This window comes from Spongiibacter thalassae, assembly GCF_012272835.1.
Lineage (GTDB): Bacteria > Pseudomonadota > Gammaproteobacteria > Pseudomonadales > Spongiibacteraceae > Spongiibacter > Spongiibacter thalassae.
The window spans coordinates 77,040-101,871 of sequence record NZ_JAAWWK010000007.1 but is presented as its reverse complement, the minus strand read 5'-3'; the positions used below and the strand labels follow the sequence as shown (position 1 = coordinate 101,871).

The following is a 24,832-nucleotide window of genomic DNA, read 5'->3' as shown; positions in this document are numbered from 1 at the left end:
AACACACAACTGTTGACATCCCGGCGATACGTGATACCTTATTGACATTAATATCAATACTAAGAATAACCCATACATCGCGTATCGGTGGAAGAGGTAGAACAATATGGCAGCGTTACCCAAAGGTCGCTCTGGCGGAAACAAAAAAACAGGCTTTAGCTACATCGTTCCGGCCAAGCGTCGCGCAACACAATATGAAGAGATCACCCTCCACACCCAGTGGGATCCAAAAAATTTCGCCCAAGCGGGCTGGTTTAATCTCGACAAGAACGGCAATCCCCCTTGGCGCGAGGACTCTACCCGCCTGAAAGCAACAGATTGGTGGGCTTACCGCGACCCCCACGCCGAGTGGTTTCGCCCCTTTGTTAAACGGCAAGCGGATATTGGCCGCTCTATTGAGCAGAGCATCGCCGGGGCCAAACGCGCGGGTAATTTCGCCAATTTTGACGCCGAGTGGGTCGATTTTCTGTCCAAGCATTACGCCGCCTATCGTTTTGCCGAGTACGGTCTGTTTCTCGCCCTGTGCCAGGCCCAGCGGGAGGCCGGTTCCGACGTAGTCGCCCAGCCGATTATTTTCCAAAGCGTCGAGAAAGACCGCCACGCCCAGGACATCACGCTTTACGGAATGGTTCTTGAGGCAGAGATCCCGGGCTTTTCCGACAGTGCCGCCAAAGACATATGGATGAATGCACCGGAGTGGCAGGGGCTGAGAAAAATCGTCGAGTATCTGCTCGCCTGTCGGGATTGGGCCGAAATTTACCTGGTGGTGAATTTTCTGATCGAGCCTTTGGTGTCCACGCTGTTATGCCGGGAACTGATACAGCGCAATGCGCCGCTCCACGGCGACGCCATTACCCCCACGATTGCCCAGGCAGCCGAAGCCGACCGTGCAAACAAGCGCGACAGCAGCAAGGCCTTTATTCAAATGGTGCTGGATCAGCACCCGGACAACCGAGTGATATTCAGTGAGTGGGCGGAAAAATGGCTGCCATTAGCCATCTCCGCTGCTCAGGATTTGATTCCCCTGTTCTCACTGCTAAAGCACCAAACCCTGAGCGGCCAGGCCGCCTACGACAATGTCTACCGTGAATTTTGCGATTACCTCGCTGAGCTGGGTATCGAAGAAGTACTGGAGAAAGCCGCATGAGCCAGTTGAAAGAAAACCATACCGTGTCTGCCAAGCTGATTGGCGGCGACGAAGCGGGGGTGATTTGCGACCTGATGGAAGAAATGTTCGACCATGTCACCGTGACCGATATGGGGTCGTACCTCAATATCGAAACGCAGGAACCTGAATTGATCTTTGACGCCAACGACATCGCTGAGGCGATGGGCAGCCCCTATTCAGTATCGCGTTTTCTCGCGGTACTGGCCACTTACAAAGGCTTTATCGAAGTGAACGACGACAACGTCATCATTCGCGACGAAGGCTAACGGGAGACAGTTTATGAAAATCAGCGAAGCATACGACCGCGTCAAGGACATCGATTGGGAAACCAGCTACATCACGGAAGAACAGAAAACCGTAGAAACCACAAAGTTTCACCTGGACGGTGTTAAGCCGAACGATCCCTTTAAAACCTTTGTTCGCGAGTACTGCGAACAGGAGCTGGAGAAGGATGATCGCCACTATGCCTTACTTGAGGCCGCTTCCCGCCTGAACACCGGCGAACCTGACGGCCGCTGGATGGAAGGTATGAAGTTTGGCTTGTCGAACCTGGTGGGCGTGGAATACGCAGCCGCACGTGCCATGGGCCGCATGGCACGCACCGTTGCGCCGGTGGAATTGCGCCAGGGCTATATGATGCAGATGCTGGACGAAATGCGTCACTCAAACCTTGAGATGAATGTGATTCGGCACCATATGCGCTCGTGGAAAGACCCGGTAGGTTTCGACGTAGCCGCCAAGGCCGGTGCCTGCAGCGTGGGCAGTGGCATTTTCCGTTCGATGGTGGAAGACCTGATTACCAGCGACCCGGTGGAAACCTCCATAGGGCTGCAGGTCTTTGTTGAAACCGCCTATACCAACCTGTTCTTTGTCGGACTGTCGGCCCACGCTTCAGCCCACGGCGACGACATGCTCGCCTCTACCCTGCTGACGATTCAGTCCGACGAGGCCCGGCACATGGCTAACGGCTGGGCGACCTTGTCTACGTTGATGCAGGACGACCGCAACATCCCCTTGATTCAGGATGCCATGGACAAGTGGTCATGGCGCATTCACACCAGCTTTGGCATGGGCAATATGCTGTTCGGCGACTACTTTGTGCGCCAGCGCACCGAGTCTGCCAAGGAAATGACCATGCGCTGGGTGTTCGACGACTTCTATGGCGGCTTCTACCAGAAACTGGAGAAATTCGGCATCAAGCCACCGCCCCACCTCGACGATATGATCAGCGATCTGGACTGGATGTCACACTCCGCAGCCATTTATATCTTCGGCGCGTGGCCCACTTTCTTCCATCGCTATGACGGCCTCAACGACGACGACTTTGAATGGTTTGAGAAAAAGTACCCCGGTTTCTACGAGCATTTTGGCCCCTTCTGGGAAGCCTACAACATCTGCAAAGACCCGGAAGAAGGTCGCTTAATCCTCAAGGAAATGGGCGGCCTGCCCAACTTCTGCCAGGTGTGTCAGCGTCCAACGATTTTCCCGCGTCCGGACATTACCAAAGAGCGTGCGCGCAAATTTGGCGACCAGACCTTTATCTTCTGCTCAGATGGCTGCGAAAGCATCTTCACCAAAGAACCCCACCACTATGTGGGCTACAAGAACTTCTACGACTTGTACGAAGGCATGGAACTGAGCGAAGTTATCAAAACACTTGGCTTTGTCCGCGACGACGGCAACACACTGATGGCACAACCCGAACTTGAACCAAAACGCATGTGGACGCTGGATGACATACGCAGCGTTGACTATGTGGTTCAACGTCCGCCAGTACCGCCGATCAAGCCTTAACAGCAGAGATACGACCATGAGCCACACAATCACACTGGAGCCCTTCGGCATCGACTTTCCCTGCCATGAGGACGACACCATTCTCGAGGCCGCCTTCAAAGCCGGTCTGTCTCTGCGCTACGGCTGCAAGCACGGTGGTTGCGGTGGCTGCAAGGTGCAGATCAGCGAGGGTGAGGTCGACTACAACGACCACGCCACGGCAATATCCGAAGAGGAAATCGACGCCGGCGTCGCCCTGCTGTGCTGCGCCTACGCAGAGGAAGACATCGTCATCACCCTTGACGACGACTATAGCGAGGAAGAACTGACACCGGAGTTCCCCCTGCGGGTCTACCCGGCAAAAATCGCCGAGCTGCGACGTGTCACCCACGACACCGTTCACCTGATATTGTCCGGCGAGGAACTGGCGGAATACCGCTTCAACCCCGGTCAATACCTGGAGATAAAAGTGCCGGGCAGCGAGGATACCTGGCGCTGCTTTTCCATGGCGAACACCCCAAGCGCAGAAGGCATCACCGAACTAGTGGTGAAAATCATTCCGGGCGGCGCGTTCAGCAGCTACCTGGACACCGAAGCGAAACCCGGTGACAGCGTAGAGATCCGCGGCCCCTACGGACAGTTCCAGATCAGCGAGACCGAAGCAGAAATTATAATGATAGCCGGCGGCTCGGGCATGGCCCCGATTATGGCGATGTTAAAGCAACTGGTCGCGGAAAAATCCACGCGCCAGATCAGCTTCTACTTCGGCGCACGCGCGGTGAAAGACCTCTATTTTATCGACGAGATCAATGCACTGGGCGAGCAACTCGACAACTTCCGCTTCATTCCCGCGCTCTCCGCGCCGGACCCCGACGACGATTGGCAGGGTGAACATGGCTATATCACCGACGTGCTGGCACGCAACACCGACTCACTACGCGGTGCAGAAGGTTATCTGTGCGGACCACCCCCTATGATCGACGCTGCCATCGACGTTCTGCGCGACAAAGGTATGTTTAACGCCCGTATACGCTTTGACAAGTTTGTCCAAAACAGTTGACCTCTGTTCGGTACAGTGAGGGGCACTCACTTCATCGGACGCCTTGCTTGGGTGGCTTGCCACCCTTTTTTTATTCCGGCCTATCCTTCGCCTGCAGCGCAGGCGCCCACCGATAACGCACGAATGTTGGAATGGACTCCGATAGCGATGAACGACTCTCACACCTCAAAAACAAAAGACAGATAGCACCTCAAAAGACTGACACCCTCCTGTAGGAGCCAGCCCTGCTGGCGAATCATTTCAGGAAATGTCTGGCTCTCCAAACTGCCTGTGCGGCAGTGAACAACATCCTCGCCTGCAGGGCAACCCCCCACCGATAACGCACGAATGTTGGAATGGATTCCGATAGCGATGAACGACTCTCACACCTCAAAAACAAAAGACAGATCGCACCTCAAAAGACTGCCCCCCTCCTGTAGGAGCCAGCCCTGCTGGCGAATCATTTCAGGAAATGTCTGGCTCTCCAAACTGCCTGTGCGGCAGTGAACTTGTGGTACTCAACCCGCCACGTGGGGTGGCATTTCTAAGCTGCCTGTGCGGCAGTGAACGGCTACTACTACAACAGAAGATGCTGCCGATTTTTCTAAGCTGCCTGTGCGGCAGTGAACTGACCGCTCAGGCTCACGACGCACGGGCACGTTTTCTAAGCTGCCTGTGCGGCAGTGAACGCAGCCCGAGTGTTGGACTCAGCAATGGCAATTTTCTAAGCTGCCTGTGCGGCAGTGAACGGAGGAACTGAATATAAATAGGCGAAGTGTTATTTCTAAGCTGCCTGTGCGGCGGTGAACTCGGCTATCTCTTGACATAAGTAAATACCGTATTTCTAAGCTGCCTGTGCGGCAGTGAACCCTTGACGGCACTCCGTAACATTACGCTTTGTTTTCTAAGCTGCCTGTGCGGCAGTGAACTATGACAGCTCAAGACATGGTATCGGACGTCTGTTTCTAAGCTGCCTGTGCGGCAGTGAACCAGCGACAGAGGCAGGAGACGGCGTCCTGACATTTCTAAGCTGCCTGTGCGGCAGTGAACCCGCGTGGGCTATCTGCATGATTCCGTTCAGATTTCTAAGCTGCCTGTGCGGCAGTGAACGTAGGCACTCAGTGTCCGGCTATCTGTACACATTTCTAAGCTGCCTGTGCGGCAGTGAACACCCCAGCCATAAGGCGACCTTGCGAAGCAAGTTTCTAAGCTGCCTGTGCGGCAGTGAACCCCGTGCAGCCTCTGGGGTAAGCCTCTCAACATTTCTAAGCTGCCTGTGCGGCAGTGAACGTTGATTATCATTTCAGCCAAAAGCAAGCAAGATTTCTAAGCTGCCTGTGCGGCAGTGAACGAAAACTTGTCGCCCGCGTTGCTGGCCAGTGCTTTCTAGGCTGCCTGTGCGGCAGTGAACTGAAGTGTACAGCGCAAAAAATTAGTTGCAACAGGCACTTAGGCGGCGCAAGAGGAAACCAACCATGGAAATTAGCCGTTTTGCAACTTATTGATTTTTATAGATTTTTAAAAAGCAGAAAAAACTTGGGTTTTTCCTAGTTCAAATAGTCAGCCAGCAAGCGTTGCGCCCAGAACGCGATTGCTTGCTGACTAAGGGCAACCTTTTCACAGACCGGTTTGGCGACCCGCTGAAATGGCAGATCAGCCCGCGAGTTATCAAGCAGATAAACGCTGTCGCACAAAGGCAGGACTTGTTTAACGTTTTCCAGCACCCGTGGAAGCGCTCATTTACTTTACCTTCGGGAACATTGTGTCCGTCCTCTTCCATCCATTGGGCAACACGGGTATTGTTCAACATTGCGCTGTCGAGGTGGATAAATACCAGCACTATTTCATAGCCGAATGCCTTTGCCTGAGCTACGAAATCGATCTTCAAAGGATGGGAGAACACTGTTTCAAAACAAAATGTTCGGCCTTCCTGTAACAGTTGCATACGAATCTGCTCGGCGAGTCGTGCCGCCTCGTAACTGTGCTGCTCCGGCAGATCGGGGTAAAGCTCTCTTGCCAGAATATCGGCGTTTACAAATGGCATACCCAGCGGTTGTAACTGGGTTCGATAAAACGTGCTCTTGCCTGAACCATTGCGCGCTGCCAGCAGCCACAACTGCCTACCTGTATTCACCGGAGCGTTTCATCCTTCGGGATAAACTGGCCATTTCTGAATTGCCCAACTTGAAGAGAGCCATCGCGATCAATGCGCTCCAACAAACCAGGATAGTCCAAAGAGGTTTGGTAACGAACCGGACTTTCACTCACTCCAGCTTGCAAGTCCCGACCCTCCCGCTGAACGCCCAGCGCGCTGAAAACCGCCTCTGGATCGACCCGCTGGCCAACAACTTGCTCCACATGCAATTTGGCTAGCCCCGCCTTAATAGACAGGAGAATATCCGGGGCCAAGGTCGAGGAAACCGACCGCCCGAGTTCCGCCCAGTACTCAATCTATTCGGCGGTACTGCGATGAAAGCGTTTCGCGGTGGATTCTGCTGCCTGCATCAGGTCCTGCTGCAAGCGAATGGGCGATGCGGCTTTAGCCATAATTACGCTCCTGTGAAAGACAACCACCCCGAGTTGTAGCAGTTTGCTACAACTCGGGCCAACACTGTTAAAACCAGGGAACAGTGGCGGTTTTGGAGAGACCGAACTGGTCGAACTCCCCAGGGAGTGGTGTATCCCGCAGTGGGCCAAACTCAATATAGCGGCGATGCTTGTGGCCGTTTGAGGAGCTTTGTAATTCCAGATAAGGATTATCAAGTCCACTGGCGAACATTCTGGCCTTGTACTGCCTAATCTCCGCCTCAGCAATAGAACCACGCTTAATCAGACGATTAAGCTTCGCCTGCGTCATATTGGATTGCTTACGACTAATAATTCGATGGTTTGCGCCATCGGGAACCCGCAATACATCGGCCACGTTACAATAACCGATCATGCCACCAAGCCAGTTCTTTTGCTGCAAGTCTCTCAAATCACGCTGACTACCATGCAATCGTATTACATGGCCGAGCGTTACCTTGTATGCAGGAAAGCTAACGCCAATAGCTGTAGAGCCGAGCTCAAACAAAGCTTTATGGAGTTTGGTATAGACGGAATTAATAAGCCAGTTCAGTGGCATCTCTTGATCTGGATTAAGTGTAATATCTTGATAACTATCCATTTTTATCACCCTAAACCCGAATATCCGTAACATAGGCAAGACCTTTTTTGCCTAGGTAAAAACTCGAAACGCCGGCGTTATCGATCATGGAGTACAACTTATCAGCCGAAGGTCGATCAATATCAATATCTATCTGAAGCTGGCCACTTACTTTTTTAAGGAGCTTCTTAGACTTCCCCTGCCCAGCGACGAACTCCTCACGCATATAAGGGTTCCCCCAAATCTTCTTTTTGTCGCCAGTTGTGTAGCGACTCATAAAATCCTTCTTGGTGAAGCCATTATTTGAAATTCCACTCAACCCTCCCGCTTTAGTTAGAGCAGAACTAACATCTACACCGCGCTCCCGTAGACAATCGAGCTGAAGGTATAAAGCCGAACAGTACAAGCTAATAGGGAAAAGCTCACCCTTTTTATTCAGGCCCTTGAATTTTGGAAAACGGCCGGCTAATTTCTCATAACTCTCTTGAAATATTCCTTCCAATGGCACCACTTTGAGCTTATTCAGCTGCTCGAGACGTTCAATAATTACGAGCGGATGTAGATCAATAGCACGATCAAGAGCGCCGTCTGCTACCAGCCATATACATAAATCTTCTAAACTCAAAGCCAAAACTGACCAAAGCTCTTGGGAGTAAGCAGAATTGAACACAGGATCGGAAACTCGGATCATACCTGTATATGAATTCTGATCGGTGCTTCCAGAAACATTTCGAATATAAGTAATTTCGTTGTTCACGACGATTGGTACATCCTTAAACCTAACCTTATCTTCAATGTCCTTAAAAAAATAAAGTTCGTCCTGCCTTGCTTGATATAGTTTCCGTTGATCTCCAATCAACCTATTTAATATCCCCATTACAGTATCAATGGTTATATCTCGCTCAATATAATTGTCCTCCGACTTTAAACTTGTCATTGAGCCAATAAACTTTCTACCCTCCTTAGGCAGTGGCTCATTATTATTCCCTTCAAGAAATGAGTTACGCCAAGAGGATTCATATTCTATGGAAATTTTCATTGCCGTTCTCATACCAGCCCCCAACTATTTTGGGTAAAAATAGACAGCAAATTCGCCATTACAATCTTCTTGAATTGCGCCCTCGTCCGCCTTTATTCGCATCATTTTATTGCTGTCATTGTAATCAACCAATACTGAGTCGACATACATGTAAGACTTAGCCTGACGAATCGAGAGGTTTTGAATACGCTCAAGAGTATGATCAACCAGCGCCTTGATAGAATCATTATTCAACAGGATACCCACCTCCCCCTCCTCAAATATTGTGCCATTTCGAACATAGTTTGAATGAAATTTCGCGCGAGGACTTAAGCTACTATCCAAGGACTGAATAAACCCCTGCACAGCCGCTGCAACCTCCTCACCTTGCCCCTCTTTTATTTCCATTGCCTCACGATCAAACTTTTTGTCCAGCGATATAAACTGGAGTTGCTCGATACTTATAGAACCATAGGATTTGTATTCAGTGTCTCCAAAAGTAGTTTTAGAGTAAAAGGACGAGCTATCTCTTTCACCAGCCTGACCGAACTGCTCAAAATTACCGTTCCCTAAACGGTCAACAAAGTCTTCCAACAGCAATGGACTAGTACGCTTGTTCTGAGTAGACGCCACGACATACCCGCGCACCAAGCCTGTCACAGAGGCCAGCACCTTGTCTAAATTCGTCTTCTTGGCGTAATGGAGGTCGTAGGCCTGCTCCCTAAAAAGATGATGACGGATACAATTTTGGCTTATATAAAGAGGGGTTTCTTTAAAATTTATATCGGTAGGTTCTTTACGATATTTATAGCCGTTATCCTTAACCCTGCCGGACAAATTACTGTAGCCCCTTAGCTTGGGTAGAGTATGGTTATCTACCGTATTCCCATTCTCCTGAGCTAAATTCGTCGGCCCATTCCAATTTACCACTCCGTGTCCTTTGGCGATGATTTTGAAATCGACGCTTTTAATGCCGGTTACCTTCTCCATGGTTTAATCCTTTTGTTGGGTTAAGTGATTTAAAGAAATTGAGCCGATTGGCTGCTTGCTGGAAACTGCGTAATAGATTGCCTCTGGATGAGGCACCCTTTCCCCGAGCTTCTCATCGAGGGCATCAGGGGTGTAACTTAAATAGAGCGGATATTCAGGGTCGCGGGCAAAACCTTCCAACACTGCTTTTCGTGCCACCATTTTTTTGGCGGGAATGCCATTTACGGGGCTAAACTCCTCTATCCGACCATGTTTCTGCGCCAAATAGTCAAGCAACCCATAATTTCGGATTCGATCTAAAGATTCTGTCAAGCTATCAACATCGTCAGTATCATTCACAGGTATGTCGTAAGCGTAGCCATTTTCAAATACGATGCTATCGGGATCGGAAACATTGCACACTGCCATTTGCACAAAACGGCTATCTCCTCGCAATGAATTCTTACTGATTTTTGCACGCCCTCCTTTAGCAACCTTTGGCTTCACAATAGTTTGAGGCTCTGAAACCTTATCATTGAGCACCTGCACGCTTTTATTTAATGCCGCCAACAGGTCCGAATCTATTAAGCTCAAAGCGGGCTGATGCTTGTAGAACGATTTATAAAAATCATAAATTACAGGCAATGTCAGCACTTTTTCTCCCGCATCAGTTACTTCATACAAAAATTCTAACCACGCTTTGGAGGAATTCAATTGAAAGGTCGAAGACAGAAATCGCGACAGACTCCCCCCGCTTTTGAATTTGATTGGTACAGATATAATATATTGATTAACTTTACCGCTATTCCGGCCAAATCGGTCCAAGCGACCTAGCCGCTGCAAACAGTTTTCTGCATGGGTGACTTCCGTCACCATGTGGTCGCAGGAAATATTCAACGATGCTTGCACTATCGGACCGCTTCTTAGCAGGCCATAGATCCGACTTCCATCCTTTGAAAATGCATCATAAACCTCATTAAATAGCTTTTTCTTATCGCTTTTCTTGAATTTTGAGTGCAACAATACGGCATTTTCTTGAGCCTGATTTTGGATAAAACTTTTTTGCGCTGTAGTCGCTGTATTGCTTATGACAAAGCTATTTTCAGGCTGCAGACAGTAGAGCGGGTTAGCCTTCGATGTATCATTCTCGTCGTAATCAATGAAATTGATCTGATATTGGCTTTGATTGAAGGACGGCATCTCTACAACATCATAATCTACATTTACCCCTAGCATATTTTCTATATAGCTGTAATGTGGCGTTGCCGAGACCAACAAGGCATTTAAGCCTGTATTTAAACCGGAGCGGCTCGCTAGCAGTTCGGAAAACAATAAGTTAAAGCCCGGCATACTGACGTATTCATGATATTCATCGAATACTACGTGCGCACTCAGATAGTTCAGCAGCCTGTCAGCGTTGGAATGACTGACCACCGTGCTCAGGAGTTGGTCAATAGTAGTGATCACAATATCTCCTGAGAAAAATTCGTGATCCTCAGATTCTCTGGAATAGCTGTTGATACACTTGAACTCCCCCGTGTGGATTTCTACATTAGCATGCGGTAAATACGGGGCGTCACTTTCTCGCAACTCAGCAAAAATTCCCTGGCAAATTTGGACCCGCGGGCATATCCAGAGTATTTTCTGGGCATCACGTAACTTCGCCCATTCAAGGGCTATTTTCGTTTTCCCACAACCAGCTGCACCCGCCAACACCGATAGATGGCGCTCATTATCAGCCAAGGCACCGGCCTTTTCAGATTGCAGCCGGGAGCGTTCATCGCGCGGGAACTTTGACAAGCAGATATCGATGTCACTTCCTATATCTGATTCCGGCTTCAAGTCGCTATTTTCTAACTGAACCGCAAAAAATTCGCCCAAAGCTCGATTCGTCAGGCAAAATGAAAGCTCACTGGGCTCCATCGATGAAACCCATCTATCAGCAGTAATCAAGCAAGCGCGCAGCTGGTTATTTATTGCATTCGCATTAGCTTGTCTCCTGAAATCAGGCAGCTTATCGGCGTTATCATATTCTTTGTATCTAGGGAGGGTCATCCCCTCGAAATCCCATAGCTTTTCACTATCGACTTCAGTTAAAAGGCAGTTTCTCAGGCGGCTAGACTCGCAGCCGAAATAGTTCTTCTCTAACGCGCACACCTTCTCTATCAAGACTGGCACCCTAGCCAACACATCGGATATAGCTGTCCCTTTGAGGCTGGCATCTAGCTTCTTATAAATGTCACCCAGCGTTTCAAAACCTCCTTTTGGTCGAAATGGCTTTGCATGGTGCCAATATATTGCATGTTTTATTCTTCGCTTTATTTCACGATTTGGAATTTTGCTATTCAGATCATCTAACAGGGTATAAAGCAGAACTGATATTTCATTGTGCCTGGGGTGCTTTTCGAAGCTGAATGTTTTGTCATCAATATGCTGCCCATCATCGGCAACATAGTCTCTGTTCTTTGCTTTGGTTGCCCAGGTTTGAAATTGAGGATCAATCTTTCCGATGTCATGCAGACAGCCAGCGACAAAAGCCGCAAGAGCCATTTGCTTTTCGTCAGGGTAAAAATGGCTGTAAAGCAGCTCGGCCACATACCCAACAGAAAATAAGTGTTGCTCTAGGATTTGGAGGTGCGTGTTTGCGTACAACTCTCCCATAACGGGCTTAGCGTTTGTGATATCCATCGGCACTTCCTTCTGCGTCGTATTTACAGGTACTAAGCCTGAAAAATTAAATTTGCTTTTACTACCCACCACCCAAACCAACTCACTCCGCGCCCGGCTGCGAATCCAATGGCAACTCACCGCTGTGTTTTTGGTGGCGGTTCTACGCAGCAACTTTTTAACCGCCAGCAGTCCTTCCTGGGTAATTACGGTTTGCCAGGTGTTGTCGCCGATACGATCGGCAAAGGCGTCCAACACCCGTCGGGTGCGTGGCAGGGCCTTTTTTTCACACTGGGAAACGAAGGTGACCATCATAGTTGCGGTGTCTCCGCACTGGTTTCTATCGCAGCGGCCTTTACCTGACTAAACATAAAGTCCAATGCTTTGTGATCGGTAAAGGCTTGCAGGCACTGCTGCCGAAATTCCTGTTCAGTGGCATTTTCCTTGGCGCAGATAAAGGCCCAGGGCAAAATGATGGCGTCTTTGACGAGATCCGCCACATCAAAGACCAGAGCGCCGCGCCGGGTTTTGCCGTGCATCACTGCGAACCCATGGGGTATGCCCAATACCCACAGCGTGGTGGCGGCCAAACCATAGGCTAGATAATTCCCGTGGTTAAGAAAGGCATTGGCCGTGTCGACGGCGTCGCGCTCGCGGGTAAAGTCGCCGTAGCCAGTGCAGTGGGCTGCATGTTTGTAGAGTTGTTTGCTGAACTCCGCCTCGGCCTGCAGCAGGTTTGAAACTGTGGTCGCCGCTGCGTTCTTAGCCCGGCAATTCGCCAAGGCGGCTTGAACAACCGGCGCATCACTCTGAAAGCCCTCGGCTTTAAGGTCTCTGTCTTTGGCCCACAGGGTTTCTAAATAATCAGCCCGGCTGTGTTGAAATCGCTTGGCAACCACCAATCGTTGGTGATCCTCGAACCAAAAGCGCATCCAGCCCTGCAGGTATTCGGTTGGACGGTATTCACGTTGGGGAGAAAGCCACTCAATCTCGTTGGCCATTAGTAAAGGTGTGCCGCCACCGCCGCAGAACCCGACGAGCACCCCGGCCTGCGCCAGCATGCGCATGGCCGCCTGGGTTATCGATGTGCCGGTGCCGAGTAGCAAGCAGGTGGTATTGGCAATGGGGATGTTCCAATACTGATTCTCAGCTTTGGCCTCTGTGAGGTAGAGCACCCGCCCGTCTTTTTGCATTACCCGGCATTTTTCCAAGTAATAGATATTGGCACGCTTTGAATGCAGGATAGACTTCAAGTCTGTGAGCTGTTCCATGCTCATTGCTTCCCTGGATGGTCATTTCAAGATGGCCAGCGGGTTCTGGAGGTAGAAGCTGCCAGCCGGTTTCCAGGACCCGTAACCGATAGAAATCGCATTAACCAGAATACTAGCGTGATATCGGCAACCCCGCCACGTGGATTACACTTTGATGATGTCAGCCGTAAGAACACCTTCGCCTGCAGGGCAGGCTCCTACAGACATCGCACGATCATTGGGAAGCATTTCAAGGTCAATGATAGCAATGAGCAGAGCACGCAGCTTAAGCACAAGGGGCTGGTAGCACCTCGAAAGACTGCCCCTCCTGTGGGAGCCAGCCCTGCTGGCGAATCACTTCCAATGTACCAACCCTTCGCCTGCAGGGCAGGCTCCTACAGACATGGCACGATCATTGAGATGCATTTCAAGGTCAATGATAGCAATGAGCAGAGCACGCAGCTTAAGCACAATGAGCTGACAGCTCCTCGAAAGAAGCGCACCCACCTGTGGGAGCCAGCCCCGCTGGCGAATCACGTCCAATGCACCAACCCTTCGCCTGCAGGGCAGGCTCCTACAGACATGGCACGATCATTGGGATGCATTTCAAGGTTGATGACGGCAATGAGCAAAGCACGCAGCTCAAGCACAAGGAGCTGATAGCACCTCGAAAGACCGCCCCTCCTGTGGGAGCCAGCCCTGCTGGCGAATCATTTCAGGAAATGTCTGGCTCTCCAAACTGCCTGTGCGGCAGTGAACAACATCCTCGCCTGCTGGGCAGGCTCCCACCGATACCGCGCGCTTGTTGGAATTCAGTCACCTGTATTGGCTTATACAAAAATGCCAGACAAAAAAAGGCCCGGGATAACCCGGGCCAAGCCTCACTGACAGGAACTGTTAGCGCGTCGCGCCTTTTGACCCCTCGGGGATCAGGCGCCGTGCTTCGCTTTAAACTCTATACGGCGACGGTGAAGAACTGGTTCTGTGTAACCGCTCGGTTGTTCACAACCTTTGAATACCAGTTCGCAGGCCGCCTGGAAGGCCACACTGTTGTCGAAATCGGGAGCCATGTTGCGGTACAGCGGATCGCCGGCATTCTGGCGATCTACTACTGCCGCCATACGCTTCATGGTTTCCATCACCTGCTCTTCACTGCAGATGCCGTGGCGCAACCAATTGGCGATGTGCTGGCTGGAAATACGTAGGGTGGCGCGGTCTTCCATCAGACCAACATCATTGATGTCCGGCACTTTGGAGCAGCCCACACCCTGGTCGATCCAGCGCACCACGTAGCCGAGAATTCCCTGGGCGTTGTTGTCCAGTTCGTTCTGTATCTCATCGGCAGACCAGTTGGTGTCTGCCGCCACCGGGAAGGTGAGAATGTCATCCAGTGCCGCGCGCTGACGCTTGGCGATGTCCTGCTGCAACGACAGCACATTTACCTGATGGTAGTGCATCACGTGCAGGGTCGCGGCAGTTGGCGAAGGTACCCAGGCACAGTTGGCACCCGCTTTGGGGTGACCGATTTTGGCGTCCATCATTTGCGCCATTTCATCGGGCATGGCCCACATGCCTTTCCCGATCTGGGCGCGGCCACTCAGACCACAGGCCAAACCGATGTCGACGTTCCAGTCTTCGTAGGCCTTGATCCATGCCTGCTGTTTCATGTCGGCCTTGCGTACAAAGGCGCCGGCTTCCATGCTGGTGTGAATTTCGTCGCCGGTACGATCAAGGAAGCCGGTATTGATAAAGATCACCCGCTCTTTAGCGGCAGCAATACAGGCTTTCAGGTTCACCGTGGTGCGGCGTTCTTCATCCATAATGCCGATTTTCAATGTGTTGCGCGCCAGTCCCAGAGCATCTTCCACTCGGCCGAACAATTCAGCGGCGAAGGCGACTTCTTCAGGGCCGTGCATTTTTGGCTTAACGATATACACGCTGCCAGTGCGGGAGTTGCTGCGCTCGCTATTGCCCTTCAGGTCGTGGATGGCGCCCAGCACAGTGACCATGGCATCCATAATGCCTTCCGGTACTTCAAACCCGTCAGCGTCGATAATTGCGTTGTTGGTCATCAGGTGGCCAACATTACGCACCAGCAGCAAGGACCGGCCGTGCAGTACTTTTTCGCTGCCATTGGGGGCAGTGAACACTCGGTCTTCGACCATGCGGCGAACCACTTCCTTGCCACCCTTGGAAAATTTTTCCTGCAGGTTGCCTTTCATCAGGCCCAGCCAGTTGCGGTACACCACAACCTTGTCTTCGGCGTCGACTGCCGCTACCGAGTCTTCACAGTCCTGGATAGTTGTCAGGGCAGACTCCAGCACCACATCTTTAACCTTGGCTGCATCGGTCTGGCCAATGGGGTGAGTGCCGTCAATCTGAATATCGATGTGCAGACCGTTGTTCACCAGCAGAACATTGGTTGGTGCGGCAACATCACCGATGTAGCCGACAAACTGTTCGCTGTTTTGCAGTTCAGTAATTGCGCCGTCTTTCAGTGCAACACTGAGATTGCCGTTGTCGATGCGATAGCCCGTGGCGTCGGCGTGACTGCCGCTGGCCAACGGCGCATGAGCGTCGAGGAAGGCCTTGGCGTAGGCAATAACCTTGTCACCGCGAACCGGGTTATAGCTACCCGCTTTCTCGGCGCCGCCTTCTTCGGAAATAACATCGGTGCCGTACAGTGCGTCGTACAGGCTACCCCAGCGGGCATTGGCCGCGTTCAGGGCGAAGCGGGCATTCATGATTGGCACAACGAGCTGGGGACCCGCCAACCGGGCAATTTCCGTGTCCACATTTTCGGTGGCAACGCTGAAATCTTCGGGCTCGGGCAACAGGTAGCCGATATCGCTCAGAAATTGCTTGTAGGCGGCGGCGTCAAAGGCGCTCTGATTGTTGCGGTGCCAGTCATCGATTTTTTGCTGGAGCTCGTCGCGTTTGGCCAGCAGCTCGCGGTTACGCGGCGCAAGATCACGGAGAATCGCGGCAAATGCAGACCAGAAGTCGTCAGTGGAGATGCCTGTACCGGGGGCAATTTCGTCGTTGACCAGCTTGTAAAGCACCTCGGCGATCTGTAATCCGCTATGCTCAATGCGTTTGATGGCCTGCGCAGACATGTTTGCTCCTTAAATTTTGTCCATTACGGCGAAGAGTTATCGCCCACCACATAATGTAGACGACATCCTAAACAGCGGGGGATAATTCCGCAAATTTATCCATATTATTACTAATATTCACTACAGAAATTCTACCCCTATTATACAATCCACGACGCCGGCTTTTTGCTATATAAAGCAGCATCACCATTCCAAACCCCCTCTGAATTCGCCAGATAAATAACGATCATAAAAACTATAAATTTGGTAAATCCCGCATTTCCAACTACACTTGCCACCGTTGAATCACTCAATGTCCTCACTAGGAAGGGATCGACCATGTCACAGTATCAAAAAGACATCGAGGCTATCGCAAGCCTCCGCGAAGCAATGGGAAGCGGCTGGAGAGATATCACTCCTGAGTACGCCGCTCGCATGAAAACCCAGAACCGTTTCAAAACTCACCTGGACATCGCCAAGTACACTGCCGGTATCATGCGCAAAGACATGGCCGACTACGACGCCGACACGTCCAAGTACACCCAGTCTCTGGGCTGCTGGCACGGCTTCATTGGTCAGCAGAAGCTGATCTCTATCAAAAAGCACTTCGGCAAAACTGACAAGCGCTACTTGTACCTGTCTGGCTGGATGGTTGCCGCCCTGCGCAGCGAGTTCGGTCCTCTGCCCGACCAGTCCATGCACGAGAAGACTTCTGTCGCTGACCTGATCCGCGAGCTGTACACCTTCCTCAAGCAAGCCGACGCATGGGAATTGAACCACCTGTTCCGCGACCTGGACGCCGCTCGCGACGCTGGCGACAGCGCTAAAGAAGCTGAAATCATCGCCAAGATCGACAACTTCGAAACTCACGTTGTGCCCATCATTGCTGACATCGATGCCGGTTTCGGTAACGCAGAAGCCACTTACCTGATGGCCAAGCAAATGATCGAAGCAGGTGCGTGCTGTATCCAGATCGAAAACCAGGTTTCCGACGAGAAGCAGTGCGGCCACCAGGACGGTAAAGTTACCGTTCCCCACGCCGACTTCCTCGCGAAAATCCGCGCTGTACGCTACGCCTTCCTTGAGCTGGGTATCGACGACGGTGTTATCGTTGCCCGTACCGACTCACTGGGTGCTGGCCTGACCAAGCAAATCGCAGTGACCAACGAGCCAGGCGATCTGGGCGACCAGTACAACGCCTTCCTCGACGGCGAATACATCACCAGCGCTGAAGAAATTCAAAACGGCGACGTTGTTGTTAAATCCAACGGCAAACTGCTCAAGCCCAAGCGTCTGCAAAGCGGTCTGTTCTGCTTCAAAGAAGGCTCTGGCGAAGATCGCGTGGTACTCGACTGTATCACCAGCCTGCAAAACGGTGCTGACCTGCTGTGGATCGAAACCGAGAAGCCCCACGTTGGCCAGATCGGTGGCATGGTTAACCGCATCCGTGAAGTGGTGCCCAATGCCAAGCTGGTTTACAACAACAGCCCGTCCTTCAACTGGACACTGAACTTCCGTCAGCAAGTATTCGATGCATGGCAGGCTGAAGGCAAAGACGTTTCTGCCTACGACCGTGCTCGCCTGATGAGCGCCGACTACGACGAAACCGAGCTGGCAGCAGAAGCTGATGAGAAGATCCGTACCTTCCAGCGTGACGCGTCACGTGAAGCCGGCATCTTCCACCACCTGATCACTCTGCCGACTTACCACACTGCGGCCCTGTCTACCGACAACCTGGCCAAAGGCTACTTCGGCGAAGAAGGCATGCTGGCTTACGCCGGTGGCGTGCAGCGTCGCGAAATCCGCGAAGGCATCGCAACCGTTAAGCACCAGGATATGGCTGGCTCCAACATCGGTGACGACCACAAAGAATACTTTGCTGGTGACGCTGCACTGAAAGCCGGTGGTAAAGACAACACTATGGGTCAGTTTGAGAACATCTAACCGACAATATGGTGTATAAGAAAAAGGGTGGCAGCGATGTCACCCTTTTTTTGTTTGCTGAATACTGAATGCTTGACGGAAGACGGGAGACGCAAAGTCCTTGCGGCTTTGGCATCACCCCTCTCCGATCCAGCCTCTCCCACTCCCTGGAGGCCCTATGAACATTTCCACCCCCGACCTCTGCGACGAACACGGCGACGCCGTTCAGGTTATCGAACTGCAATTCAAGCACTACGGCGCCAACCACCACTTTGGTGGCGAAATCGTCACCATCAAGTGCTTTGAAGATAATTCCCTGGTTGCCGAACAGGTAAAAACCGCCGGCAATGGCCGCGTGCTGGTGGTCGACGGCGGCGGCTCGCCGCGACGCTCACTGCTGGGTGACAATCTGGCCGCCGCTGCAGTAAAAAATGGCTGGGCCGGTATCGTTATTTACGGCTACCTGCGTGATGTCGAAGAAATCGCGCCGATGCCGCTCGGGGTTATGGCCCTCGGCAGCGTGCCCCGCAAGACTGAAAAACGCAACGAAGGGCAGCTCAACGTTTCCCTTCATTTCGGCCAGTGCACCATAACACCGGGGCAATACCTGTACGCTGACGAAACCGGGGTCATTATCGCCGAGGACAAGTTGGTCGATTAACTTCCGGTCGGAAACAATGCAATTCGTGTTAACAGGCCCTAAACTCACAGTCATCTAATAAGATCACAAAGGGGAACACCATGAAGCTTGGGCTCTTACTCGGCTATTCCGGGGCAAAACTCACACTGCCGATGGACGACATCAAACATGCGGAAGCCTTGGGCTTCGACTCCGTGTGGACCGCCGAAGCCTACGGCTCAGACGCCGTCAGCCCGGCAGCGTGGATTCTGGCGCAAACCACTAAAATCAAGGTGGGCACCGCTATTATGCAGATGCCGGCGCGGACACCCGCCATGTGTGCGATGACGGCGATGAGCCTCGACGCACTCTCCGGCGGGCGTTTTATCGTCGGACTGGGAGCCTCTGGCCCCCAGGTGGTAGAGGGCTGGCACGGCGTGCCCTACGGCAAGCCCGTTACCCGCACTCGGGAGTACATCAAGATCATGAAGCAGATCTTCCGCCGCGAGGGCCCGCTGGAGTTCGACGGCAAGATGTATCAAATCCCCAACAAGAGTGAGGGCACCACAGGACTGGGCAAGCCACTGAAGTCAATTCTGCACGGCGATCCGTCCATTCCCATCTACACCGCGTCGATCACCCCCGCCGGGGTAGCCGCCTCGGCGGAAGTCGCCGACGGTGTCTTTCCGGTGTGGATGAGCCCGGACCAATACGCGGTGCTGGAACCCAGTATCACCAAGGGCTTGGAAAAGAGTGGTCGCACCAAGGCCGACTTTGACGTGGCTCCCTTTGTCGGCGTCATCATGGACGACAACCTCGATGGCTGCCGCTACTTCATCAAGGACTTCCTCGCCCTTTACATCGGCGGCATGGGTGCCAAGGGCAAAAACTTCTACACCGACTACGCCACGCGCATGGGCTATGGCGATGCCGCCGACAAGGTTCAGGACCTCTACCTGGCCGGAAAAAAAGACGAAGCCCGCGACGCCGTGCCCAACGAGCTTGTCGATGAAATCGCCCTGGTCGGCCCCGAGGGACGCATTCGCGAGCGCGCCAAGGACTGGCAGGCCGCTGAAGCCCGTGGCGAAGTCGGTACCATGATCGTCAACTGCCAGCAGGCTGAAGCCAGAGAAGTATTGGCTGACTGCTTCCTGTAATCCTCCACGGGGACTCCAAGCCGCACCTCGCAGCTCTGCCCAATCTCTGGCAAACTGCGAGGCTTGCCTCACAAATCAGGAATCCACCACAGTGACTGCCGTAACCCGCCGCCTCGCCATGGCGATACTCAATGGCTTCGACGCATTTTTCGCCGAGTATAAAAACATTACGCTGGGTGCCCAGGCCCGCTTTGAGGCCGCTGACTGGCACGGCGCCCAGAAAGCCATGCGCGCACGGCTCGACCTGTGGAAGCAAAAGCGCGCCATTGTTGCCGAAGCCGCCTATACCATTACCGGTGGCAGCGTGGAAAGCCGCGACAACTGGGAGGAAGCCAAGCACGAATATGCCGAGCTGATAAAACACCACGACAACTACGAAATCGCGCAGTCGTTTTTTAACTCCATCTACTGTTACGTGTTCAAGCACGAAAAAATTCGCGAGCAGCACACCTTCGCCATGACCCCGGCGGGGCACAATGGTCCGATGGACAGCGACTCCATCCTGCGCCGCTACCGCTTCGACGGCAACAACGCCACAGAGATCGTCAAGCAGCTGCTCGACAACTGTGAGTTCAATATTCCCTGGGAAGACCAGGAGCGGGATATTGGCTTTATTATGGATGTCGTCAACCGCGAGCTGATGCCCCGTATCCCCGAAGGCAATACCGGGGAAATTATTGTGGAAACCTTGGAATCATTATTCTTTCGCAACAAGGCCGCCTATCTTGTCGGCCGAGTGTTTAGCGGTGATTTCAGCAAACCCTTCGTACTGCCTATTCTGCACACGGAAAACGGGTCTATTTTTGTCGACTCTCTGCTCCACGACCCCGACGATATCTCCATACTTTTCAGTTTCAGCCGTAGCTACTTTATGGTCGATGCCTCGATTCCCTCGGAGTATGTGGCCTTTTTGCGCCGCCTGATGCCGCACAAGGAAATCTTCGAGCTGTACAACGCGATGGGGATGCCCAAGCACGGCAAAACCGAATTCTTCCGCTTTGCCGTGAACGACACGATCAACAGTGAAGACCCCTACGTGATCGCGCCGGGTATCAAGGGCATGGTGATGCTGGTGTTTACTCGCCCTGATTTCGGCTACGTGTACAAAGTCATCAAGGACCGCTTTACGCCCCCCAAGGAAATGACCCGGGATCACGTCAAGAAGTGCTACAGTCTGGTTAAACGCTGGGACCGAGGCGGTCGAATGGCCGACACCCAGGAGTTCAACAACCTTGCCTTCGACCGGCGACGTTTTTCCGATGAGCTGATGGCCGAACTTTACAAGGAAGTTCCCTCGCTGATTGAGGAAAACGGCAATGTACTGATCCTCAAGCACGTCTACATTGAACGCAAAATGACGCCCCTTAACCTCTACCTGAAAGACTGCGACGAACAGCAGCTTTACAGTGTGATGGACGAATACGGCAACGCGATAAAGCAGCTGGCCGCCGGTAATATTTTCCCCGGCGATATGCTGCTGAAAAACTTCGGGGTGACGCGACACGGACGAGTCGTTTTTTACGACTACGACGAAATCTGCCCACTCACCGACTGCAACTTCCGCGCCCTGCCCGAGCCGAAAAACGACGAGCAGGCCATGGCCACCCAGCCCTGGTACGAAGTCAAACCGGAAGATGTTTTCCCCGAGGAATTCCGCCTGTTCTTCTCGGGCAATCAGCGGGCCAAGAAGGTCTTCGACGAATTGCACAGCGACCTCTACCAACCGGAATATTGGCGAGAGCTTCAGGATCGCATCCGCGCAGGCTATGTGGCCGATGTATTCCCCTACCGCAAGAAGCAGCGCTTCCAGCAACGCCCCTTTTGACCCCCGGCGGTGGCACCCTGTTCCGGGGTGCCACCGCGTCACACTTTCGCCCTTCCGTCTTGACCTGCGCCCCACCCGCCGTGGCACAATTCTGCAAAGGATTTTAATCGGCGGTAGCGGCCTGGCTGTTGCTTGCTGACGACAAGGAGGAACAGCGAATGTATCCACGTGTAGTCACACTCACCCTAGCCACTTGTCTGGCCTCGACATTGATCGCCTGCGGGGGCGGTAGCTCTGGAGGAGGCTCCGCCACAGAGCCTCCCGCCACGGGGGAAGTACTCAGGGTATTAAGCCCCCTGGGCACAGAAACACCATGCCCCAACCTGCAATTCAGCACACTGTCAGCCAGTGTCGGCGACACCCTTTCCGTCAGCGGTATTCCCGTCTCTATGTCGGCACCGGGCCTGCGCATCATTGCCGCAGACAATCCCGATATTGTCACCCCGGCTTTCTTTCAGATGCGCGAAGGCAATGAGGATTGGCAGTTCCAGTTGCCGATGCATCCGGCCACTCCGCTGGAAGGTGGCCAGGTATTAATAGAAATCGGCGACGGCAGCAACCACTGCCCCAGCCAGAGCTTCACGATCGCGGCGCTGCCCGACGCCCCCGCTGACTATGCCCAGAGGGTTCAATCGGCGCTGACAAGCTGGGTTGAGGCCGCCGCCAGCCAGCTCGGTTTTGATCCCGACCAGTTACGCAACGCCGACACCAGCCAACTCGACGGTATGGCTGCTGTAATGCGGATGCTGCTGGATATGGCCAGCGACCCCTCGGCCCCCGGCTCTATCAAGGCACTGGCTGACGACGCCGCCGCCGACCCCGATGAGCTACTGGAACGCTTTCTGCTATCCCTCAACCTTGAACAAAGGCTGCTGGAAGACGCCGCCCTGCTCAACCAGACCACCCCCGCAGTGCAATCGCTCTATCAGCCCGGTGAGCCTGTCCCCCGCGCAATCACCCGCAATGACGAAGGTCCGGTATATCGCAATGGGGGCAACTGCAGCGGCGGCTTCCAGTTTCCCGGTGCCACCAAGCCCGACATCACCAGCATTTTCGATCTGGCCCCGGCAATGAAAGCGGCGAAAAGCCGCACCATCAAAGCCGTTGCCGCTCACAGTGCCACCGCCACGAACTACGCCGGCACCGCGCAATGGAACAAAGCCACACCCGTGGGCAATATCCTGTTTGTTGTCTCCACCGTCGAAGAGGCCCTTAACGCCGCTCAACCCCAGGTGTTCAGCCAGTTTATTGTTACCGGCGACACCCAGCTCACCGAAGACCGGCTGGCCAGCAACCCTGCGGAATGGAAGGCAGAAATCGCCGCCAAAGGCGTTGATTTCAACCTTGAGCGCGCCGCCGCACAAACCATCATTCAAGGGCTGGGCCTGATCCCCGGCCCGGTGGGCACTGCCCTGTCTGCCACAACCTTCGCCTATAGCAACGAGGTCAATGCGGAAATTGACCGCGTCACCAAAGACAGCTGCTTCCGGGTCAAGGCGCCGGAGTACGGCCCCTTTGACGCCACCTACGAGGACTTTACCGAGGCCGAGGTCATTGGCAATGCTATTAGCCTCGTAGATCATCACCGCTATTTGCCAAGCGACCTCGGCGCCGCCACCCTGGAGGTAAAAATCAAGGGCGAGGCCTTCGGCACCGACAGCTCCGCCAAAAAGCCCCTCACCGTCAACGTCAACCCGCAGATTCTGTCATTGCTACCCTCCACCGCCCGCATCGCCGACGCCGGCGACCCCGTGGAGATCGCCGCCACCATCGCCAATTCTGAAGCCGAACCGGCAAACTTTGCCGTTGACGTGGTCGGTGGCACCAGCCGCGGCGAAGTGACCCAGCTACGTATCGAGAACGACTTTCTGATCGCGACGATCAAGCCGACAACAGACCGCGAGAAGTATCCGGTTCAGGTGCGCTTTACCTCGCAGAACCGCACCCTGCCAGAGGGCGCCGAGCGCTTTAAACTCGCCGACATCGAGATCGACCTCGGCGTTACCCTGACCCCCGAGGATGCCCCCTGCCTTACCGCTGGCGATGCAGTGCCGCTGACCGCCGAACTCAAGGGCTTTGACGAACAGGAGCAAGAGGTGGTGTTCTCCGCCACTGGCGGCAGCTTCACCGGGGAAACGCCGCTCACAGCGACCTGGATTGCCCCCCAGGCCAGCGGCGAGTATGTGGTCACGGCCACCGCCAAATTCGACAGTGAGGTCAAGGACGAGTCGCGCTTTACCGTAGCCGACAACTGCCTGCGTAAAATCTGGTATCCCAACGGCGGCTTTGCCATAGACAACAATGGCACCTACAGCAGCGAGGGTGCTGACTGTCCGCAGGCCTCAAAGGGCGATGACCAGTCGGTGACGTTCAGCGACACCGACATTCCCGAACCACCGCTACTGCCTGCGGAAACGGAGTTCTGGAACGTTCGCAGCGAAACCCAGAGCGCCCGCTTTACCCACAACTCCTCTCGACATGTGGTCGATAACAAGGGCAATGACAACGCCGCGGACGACAGCTGCAGCGGTATTACTCTCTCGGGATTGATGGACGCCGACGTAGTCTATGAAGGGCGCGCCGATGGCACCCTCGCGGTGTCAGTGGATGCCACACTGGAAACCACCTGTGAACGCTACTCCAACGGCGACATTGAATGCTCCGCTGGGGGCGGGGGCATCGCCCTCGGCGGGTTCTTCTACCAGGACATCGACCGGGAAACCACCGTTACCCTGAGCGGCCGCCTGTCCTGTAGTGGACTGGAGGGCAATATCGGCACAGGTCTGGCACCGATTAATATTCTGGTGCAACGCTACGAAAACGGCCAAACCCCCTACGACTATTCCAACGAGGGCAATACCAGCATCAAAACCACCGAGGGCCAGTACCGCTCACCCCAATTGTTCGCGGGCAGCTGTAAACCGGAACAGGGAGACTCAAGCACCCCCTTCCAGGTTGAATTTGTGCTGGATGCCCCCGCCGATGAAGGAGCGACAGACCTTATCGTGTACACCATCGCCGGGGCCGCACAAGTGGCACCAGCCTACGCCCCTTCAATTAACGAGCTCCCCAGCGGCTTCCCCACCGAACCGGCACCGGGCCAATATCGCTCGGCAGGAAAGGTTGAACTGGAGGTGAAGCTCGAGTAATTAGCTCGACCGGCATACCCACTCAGACCCTCGGC

General features: G+C 53.4%; 17 protein-coding genes and 1 CRISPR repeat array. Of the genes, 9 read left to right on the top strand and 8 right to left on the bottom strand.

Features of this window, described 5'->3' with window-relative positions:
* Nucleotides 1-106 precede the first annotated feature (106 nt).
* Genes HCU74_RS17860 through HCU74_RS17845 form a run of 4 tightly spaced genes read left to right on the top strand, consistent with a single transcriptional unit; the run spans nt 107 to nt 4,001 of the window.
* A complete protein-coding gene (locus HCU74_RS17860) occupies nt 107-1,147 on the top strand; it encodes a ferritin family protein (RefSeq protein ID WP_168451798.1) in 1,041 nt (346 codons plus the stop codon).
* A complete protein-coding gene (locus tag HCU74_RS17855; protein ID WP_168451797.1) occupies nt 1,144-1,434 on the top strand; it encodes an MmoB/DmpM family protein in 291 nt (96 codons plus the stop codon). Before HCU74_RS17860 ends, HCU74_RS17855 begins: the two co-directional genes overlap by 4 nt.
* A 13-nt stretch (nt 1,435-1,447) precedes the next feature.
* A complete protein-coding gene (locus tag HCU74_RS17850) occupies nt 1,448-2,962 on the top strand; it encodes a ferritin family protein (protein ID WP_168451796.1) in 1,515 nt (504 codons plus the stop codon).
* A 16-nt stretch (nt 2,963-2,978) separates the two neighbouring features.
* Complete coding sequence (locus HCU74_RS17845; protein ID WP_168451795.1) at nt 2,979-4,001, top strand: NADH:ubiquinone reductase (Na(+)-transporting) subunit F; 1,023 nt, start codon at nt 2,979-2,981, stop codon at nt 3,999-4,001.
* 460 nt (nt 4,002-4,461) lie between these two features.
* Nucleotides 4,462-5,391: a CRISPR direct-repeat array (repeat unit 28 nt; unit sequence TTTCTAAGCTGCCTGTGCGGCAGTGAAC).
* Between the two features lie 141 nt (nt 5,392-5,532).
* Here the strand turns inward: HCU74_RS17845 and HCU74_RS17840 are convergent.
* The 8 genes from HCU74_RS17840 to HCU74_RS17805 all read right to left on the bottom strand — a co-directional run bounded on the left by HCU74_RS17840 (nt 5,533) and on the right by HCU74_RS17805 (nt 16,145).
* The gene (locus HCU74_RS17840) at nt 5,533-6,096 is read right to left on the bottom strand and encodes an ATPase (RefSeq protein WP_168451794.1); all 564 of its coding nucleotides are present in this window, start codon (nt 6,094-6,096) and stop codon (nt 5,533-5,535) included.
* 14 nt (nt 6,097-6,110) lie between these two features.
* Entirely contained in the window at nt 6,111-6,338 is a 228-nt protein-coding gene (locus tag HCU74_RS19875) for a hypothetical protein (protein ID WP_210425380.1), read from the bottom strand.
* Between the two features lie 256 nt (nt 6,339-6,594).
* The gene (cas6f, locus tag HCU74_RS17830) at nt 6,595-7,146 is read right to left on the bottom strand and encodes a type I-F CRISPR-associated endoribonuclease Cas6/Csy4 (protein ID WP_168451793.1); all 552 of its coding nucleotides are present in this window, start codon (nt 7,144-7,146) and stop codon (nt 6,595-6,597) included.
* 10 nt (nt 7,147-7,156) lie between these two features.
* On the bottom strand, nt 7,157-8,164 hold the full coding sequence (cas5fv, locus tag HCU74_RS17825) for a type I-Fv CRISPR-associated protein Cas5fv (RefSeq protein ID WP_168451792.1): 1,008 nt from the start codon (nt 8,162-8,164) through the stop codon (nt 7,157-7,159).
* A 24-nt stretch (nt 8,165-8,188) separates the two neighbouring features.
* On the bottom strand, nt 8,189-9,133 hold the full coding sequence (gene cas7fv / locus HCU74_RS17820) for a type I-Fv CRISPR-associated protein Cas7fv (RefSeq protein ID WP_168451791.1): 945 nt from the start codon (nt 9,131-9,133) through the stop codon (nt 8,189-8,191).
* Nucleotides 9,134-9,136: 3 nt separating this feature from the next.
* Entirely contained in the window at nt 9,137-12,094 is a 2,958-nt protein-coding gene (locus HCU74_RS17815) for a CRISPR-associated endonuclease Cas3'' (RefSeq protein WP_168451790.1), read from the bottom strand.
* Entirely contained in the window at nt 12,091-13,050 is a 960-nt protein-coding gene (gene cas1f, locus HCU74_RS17810; protein WP_168451789.1) for a type I-F CRISPR-associated endonuclease Cas1f, read from the bottom strand. The genes HCU74_RS17815 and cas1f overlap by 4 nt, the downstream gene beginning before the upstream one ends.
* A 908-nt stretch (nt 13,051-13,958) precedes the next feature.
* A complete protein-coding gene (locus HCU74_RS17805; RefSeq protein ID WP_168451788.1) occupies nt 13,959-16,145 on the bottom strand; it encodes a malate synthase G in 2,187 nt (728 codons plus the stop codon).
* Between the two features lie 318 nt (nt 16,146-16,463).
* On the opposite strand from HCU74_RS17805, the gene HCU74_RS17800 reads away from it, so the two are divergent.
* The 5 genes from HCU74_RS17800 (at nt 16,464) to HCU74_RS17780 (ending at nt 24,797) form a co-directional block, all read left to right on the top strand.
* Nucleotides 16,464-18,068 (top strand): isocitrate lyase, encoded by a 1,605-nt coding sequence (locus HCU74_RS17800; protein WP_168451787.1) that lies wholly within the window; start codon nt 16,464-16,466, stop codon nt 18,066-18,068.
* Nucleotides 18,069-18,225: 157 nt separating this feature from the next.
* Entirely contained in the window at nt 18,226-18,708 is a 483-nt protein-coding gene (gene rraA / locus HCU74_RS17795; protein WP_168451786.1) for a ribonuclease E activity regulator RraA, read from the top strand.
* Between the two features lie 80 nt (nt 18,709-18,788).
* On the top strand, nt 18,789-19,823 hold the full coding sequence (locus tag HCU74_RS17790) for an LLM class F420-dependent oxidoreductase (protein ID WP_168451785.1): 1,035 nt from the start codon (nt 18,789-18,791) through the stop codon (nt 19,821-19,823).
* A 91-nt stretch (nt 19,824-19,914) separates the two neighbouring features.
* Complete coding sequence (aceK, locus tag HCU74_RS17785) at nt 19,915-21,648, top strand: bifunctional isocitrate dehydrogenase kinase/phosphatase (protein ID WP_168451784.1); 1,734 nt, start codon at nt 19,915-19,917, stop codon at nt 21,646-21,648.
* 158 nt (nt 21,649-21,806) lie between these two features.
* Nucleotides 21,807-24,797 (top strand): COG1470 family protein, encoded by a 2,991-nt coding sequence (locus HCU74_RS17780; protein WP_168451783.1) that lies wholly within the window; start codon nt 21,807-21,809, stop codon nt 24,795-24,797.
* Nucleotides 24,798-24,832: the final 35 nt, after the last annotated feature.

Bases quoted from the DNA above. Each gene is read 5' to 3' on its own strand.
- HCU74_RS17780 (WP_168451783.1), top strand. From the start codon at position 21,807: ATGTATCCACGTGTAGTCACACTCACCCTAGCCACTTGTCTGGCCTCG.
- HCU74_RS17805 (WP_168451788.1), bottom strand. From the start codon at position 16,145: ATGTCTGCGCAGGCCATCAAACGCATTGAGCATAGCGGATTACAGATC.
- cas5fv (WP_168451792.1), bottom strand. From the start codon at position 8,164: ATGAAAATTTCCATAGAATATGAATCCTCTTGGCGTAACTCATTTCTT.
- HCU74_RS17815 (WP_168451790.1), bottom strand. From the start codon at position 12,094: ATGATGGTCACCTTCGTTTCCCAGTGTGAAAAAAAGGCCCTGCCACGC.
- cas6f (WP_168451793.1), bottom strand. From the start codon at position 7,146: ATGGATAGTTATCAAGATATTACACTTAATCCAGATCAAGAGATGCCA.
- cas1f (WP_168451789.1), bottom strand. From the start codon at position 13,050: ATGGAACAGCTCACAGACTTGAAGTCTATCCTGCATTCAAAGCGTGCC.
- rraA (WP_168451786.1), top strand. From the start codon at position 18,226: ATGAACATTTCCACCCCCGACCTCTGCGACGAACACGGCGACGCCGTT.
- HCU74_RS17800 (WP_168451787.1), top strand. From the start codon at position 16,464: ATGTCACAGTATCAAAAAGACATCGAGGCTATCGCAAGCCTCCGCGAA.
- HCU74_RS17845 (WP_168451795.1), top strand. From the start codon at position 2,979: ATGAGCCACACAATCACACTGGAGCCCTTCGGCATCGACTTTCCCTGC.
- HCU74_RS17790 (WP_168451785.1), top strand. From the start codon at position 18,789: ATGAAGCTTGGGCTCTTACTCGGCTATTCCGGGGCAAAACTCACACTG.
- cas7fv (WP_168451791.1), bottom strand. From the start codon at position 9,133: ATGGAGAAGGTAACCGGCATTAAAAGCGTCGATTTCAAAATCATCGCC.
- HCU74_RS17855 (WP_168451797.1), top strand. From the start codon at position 1,144: ATGAGCCAGTTGAAAGAAAACCATACCGTGTCTGCCAAGCTGATTGGC.
- HCU74_RS17860 (WP_168451798.1), top strand. From the start codon at position 107: ATGGCAGCGTTACCCAAAGGTCGCTCTGGCGGAAACAAAAAAACAGGC.
- HCU74_RS17850 (WP_168451796.1), top strand. From the start codon at position 1,448: ATGAAAATCAGCGAAGCATACGACCGCGTCAAGGACATCGATTGGGAA.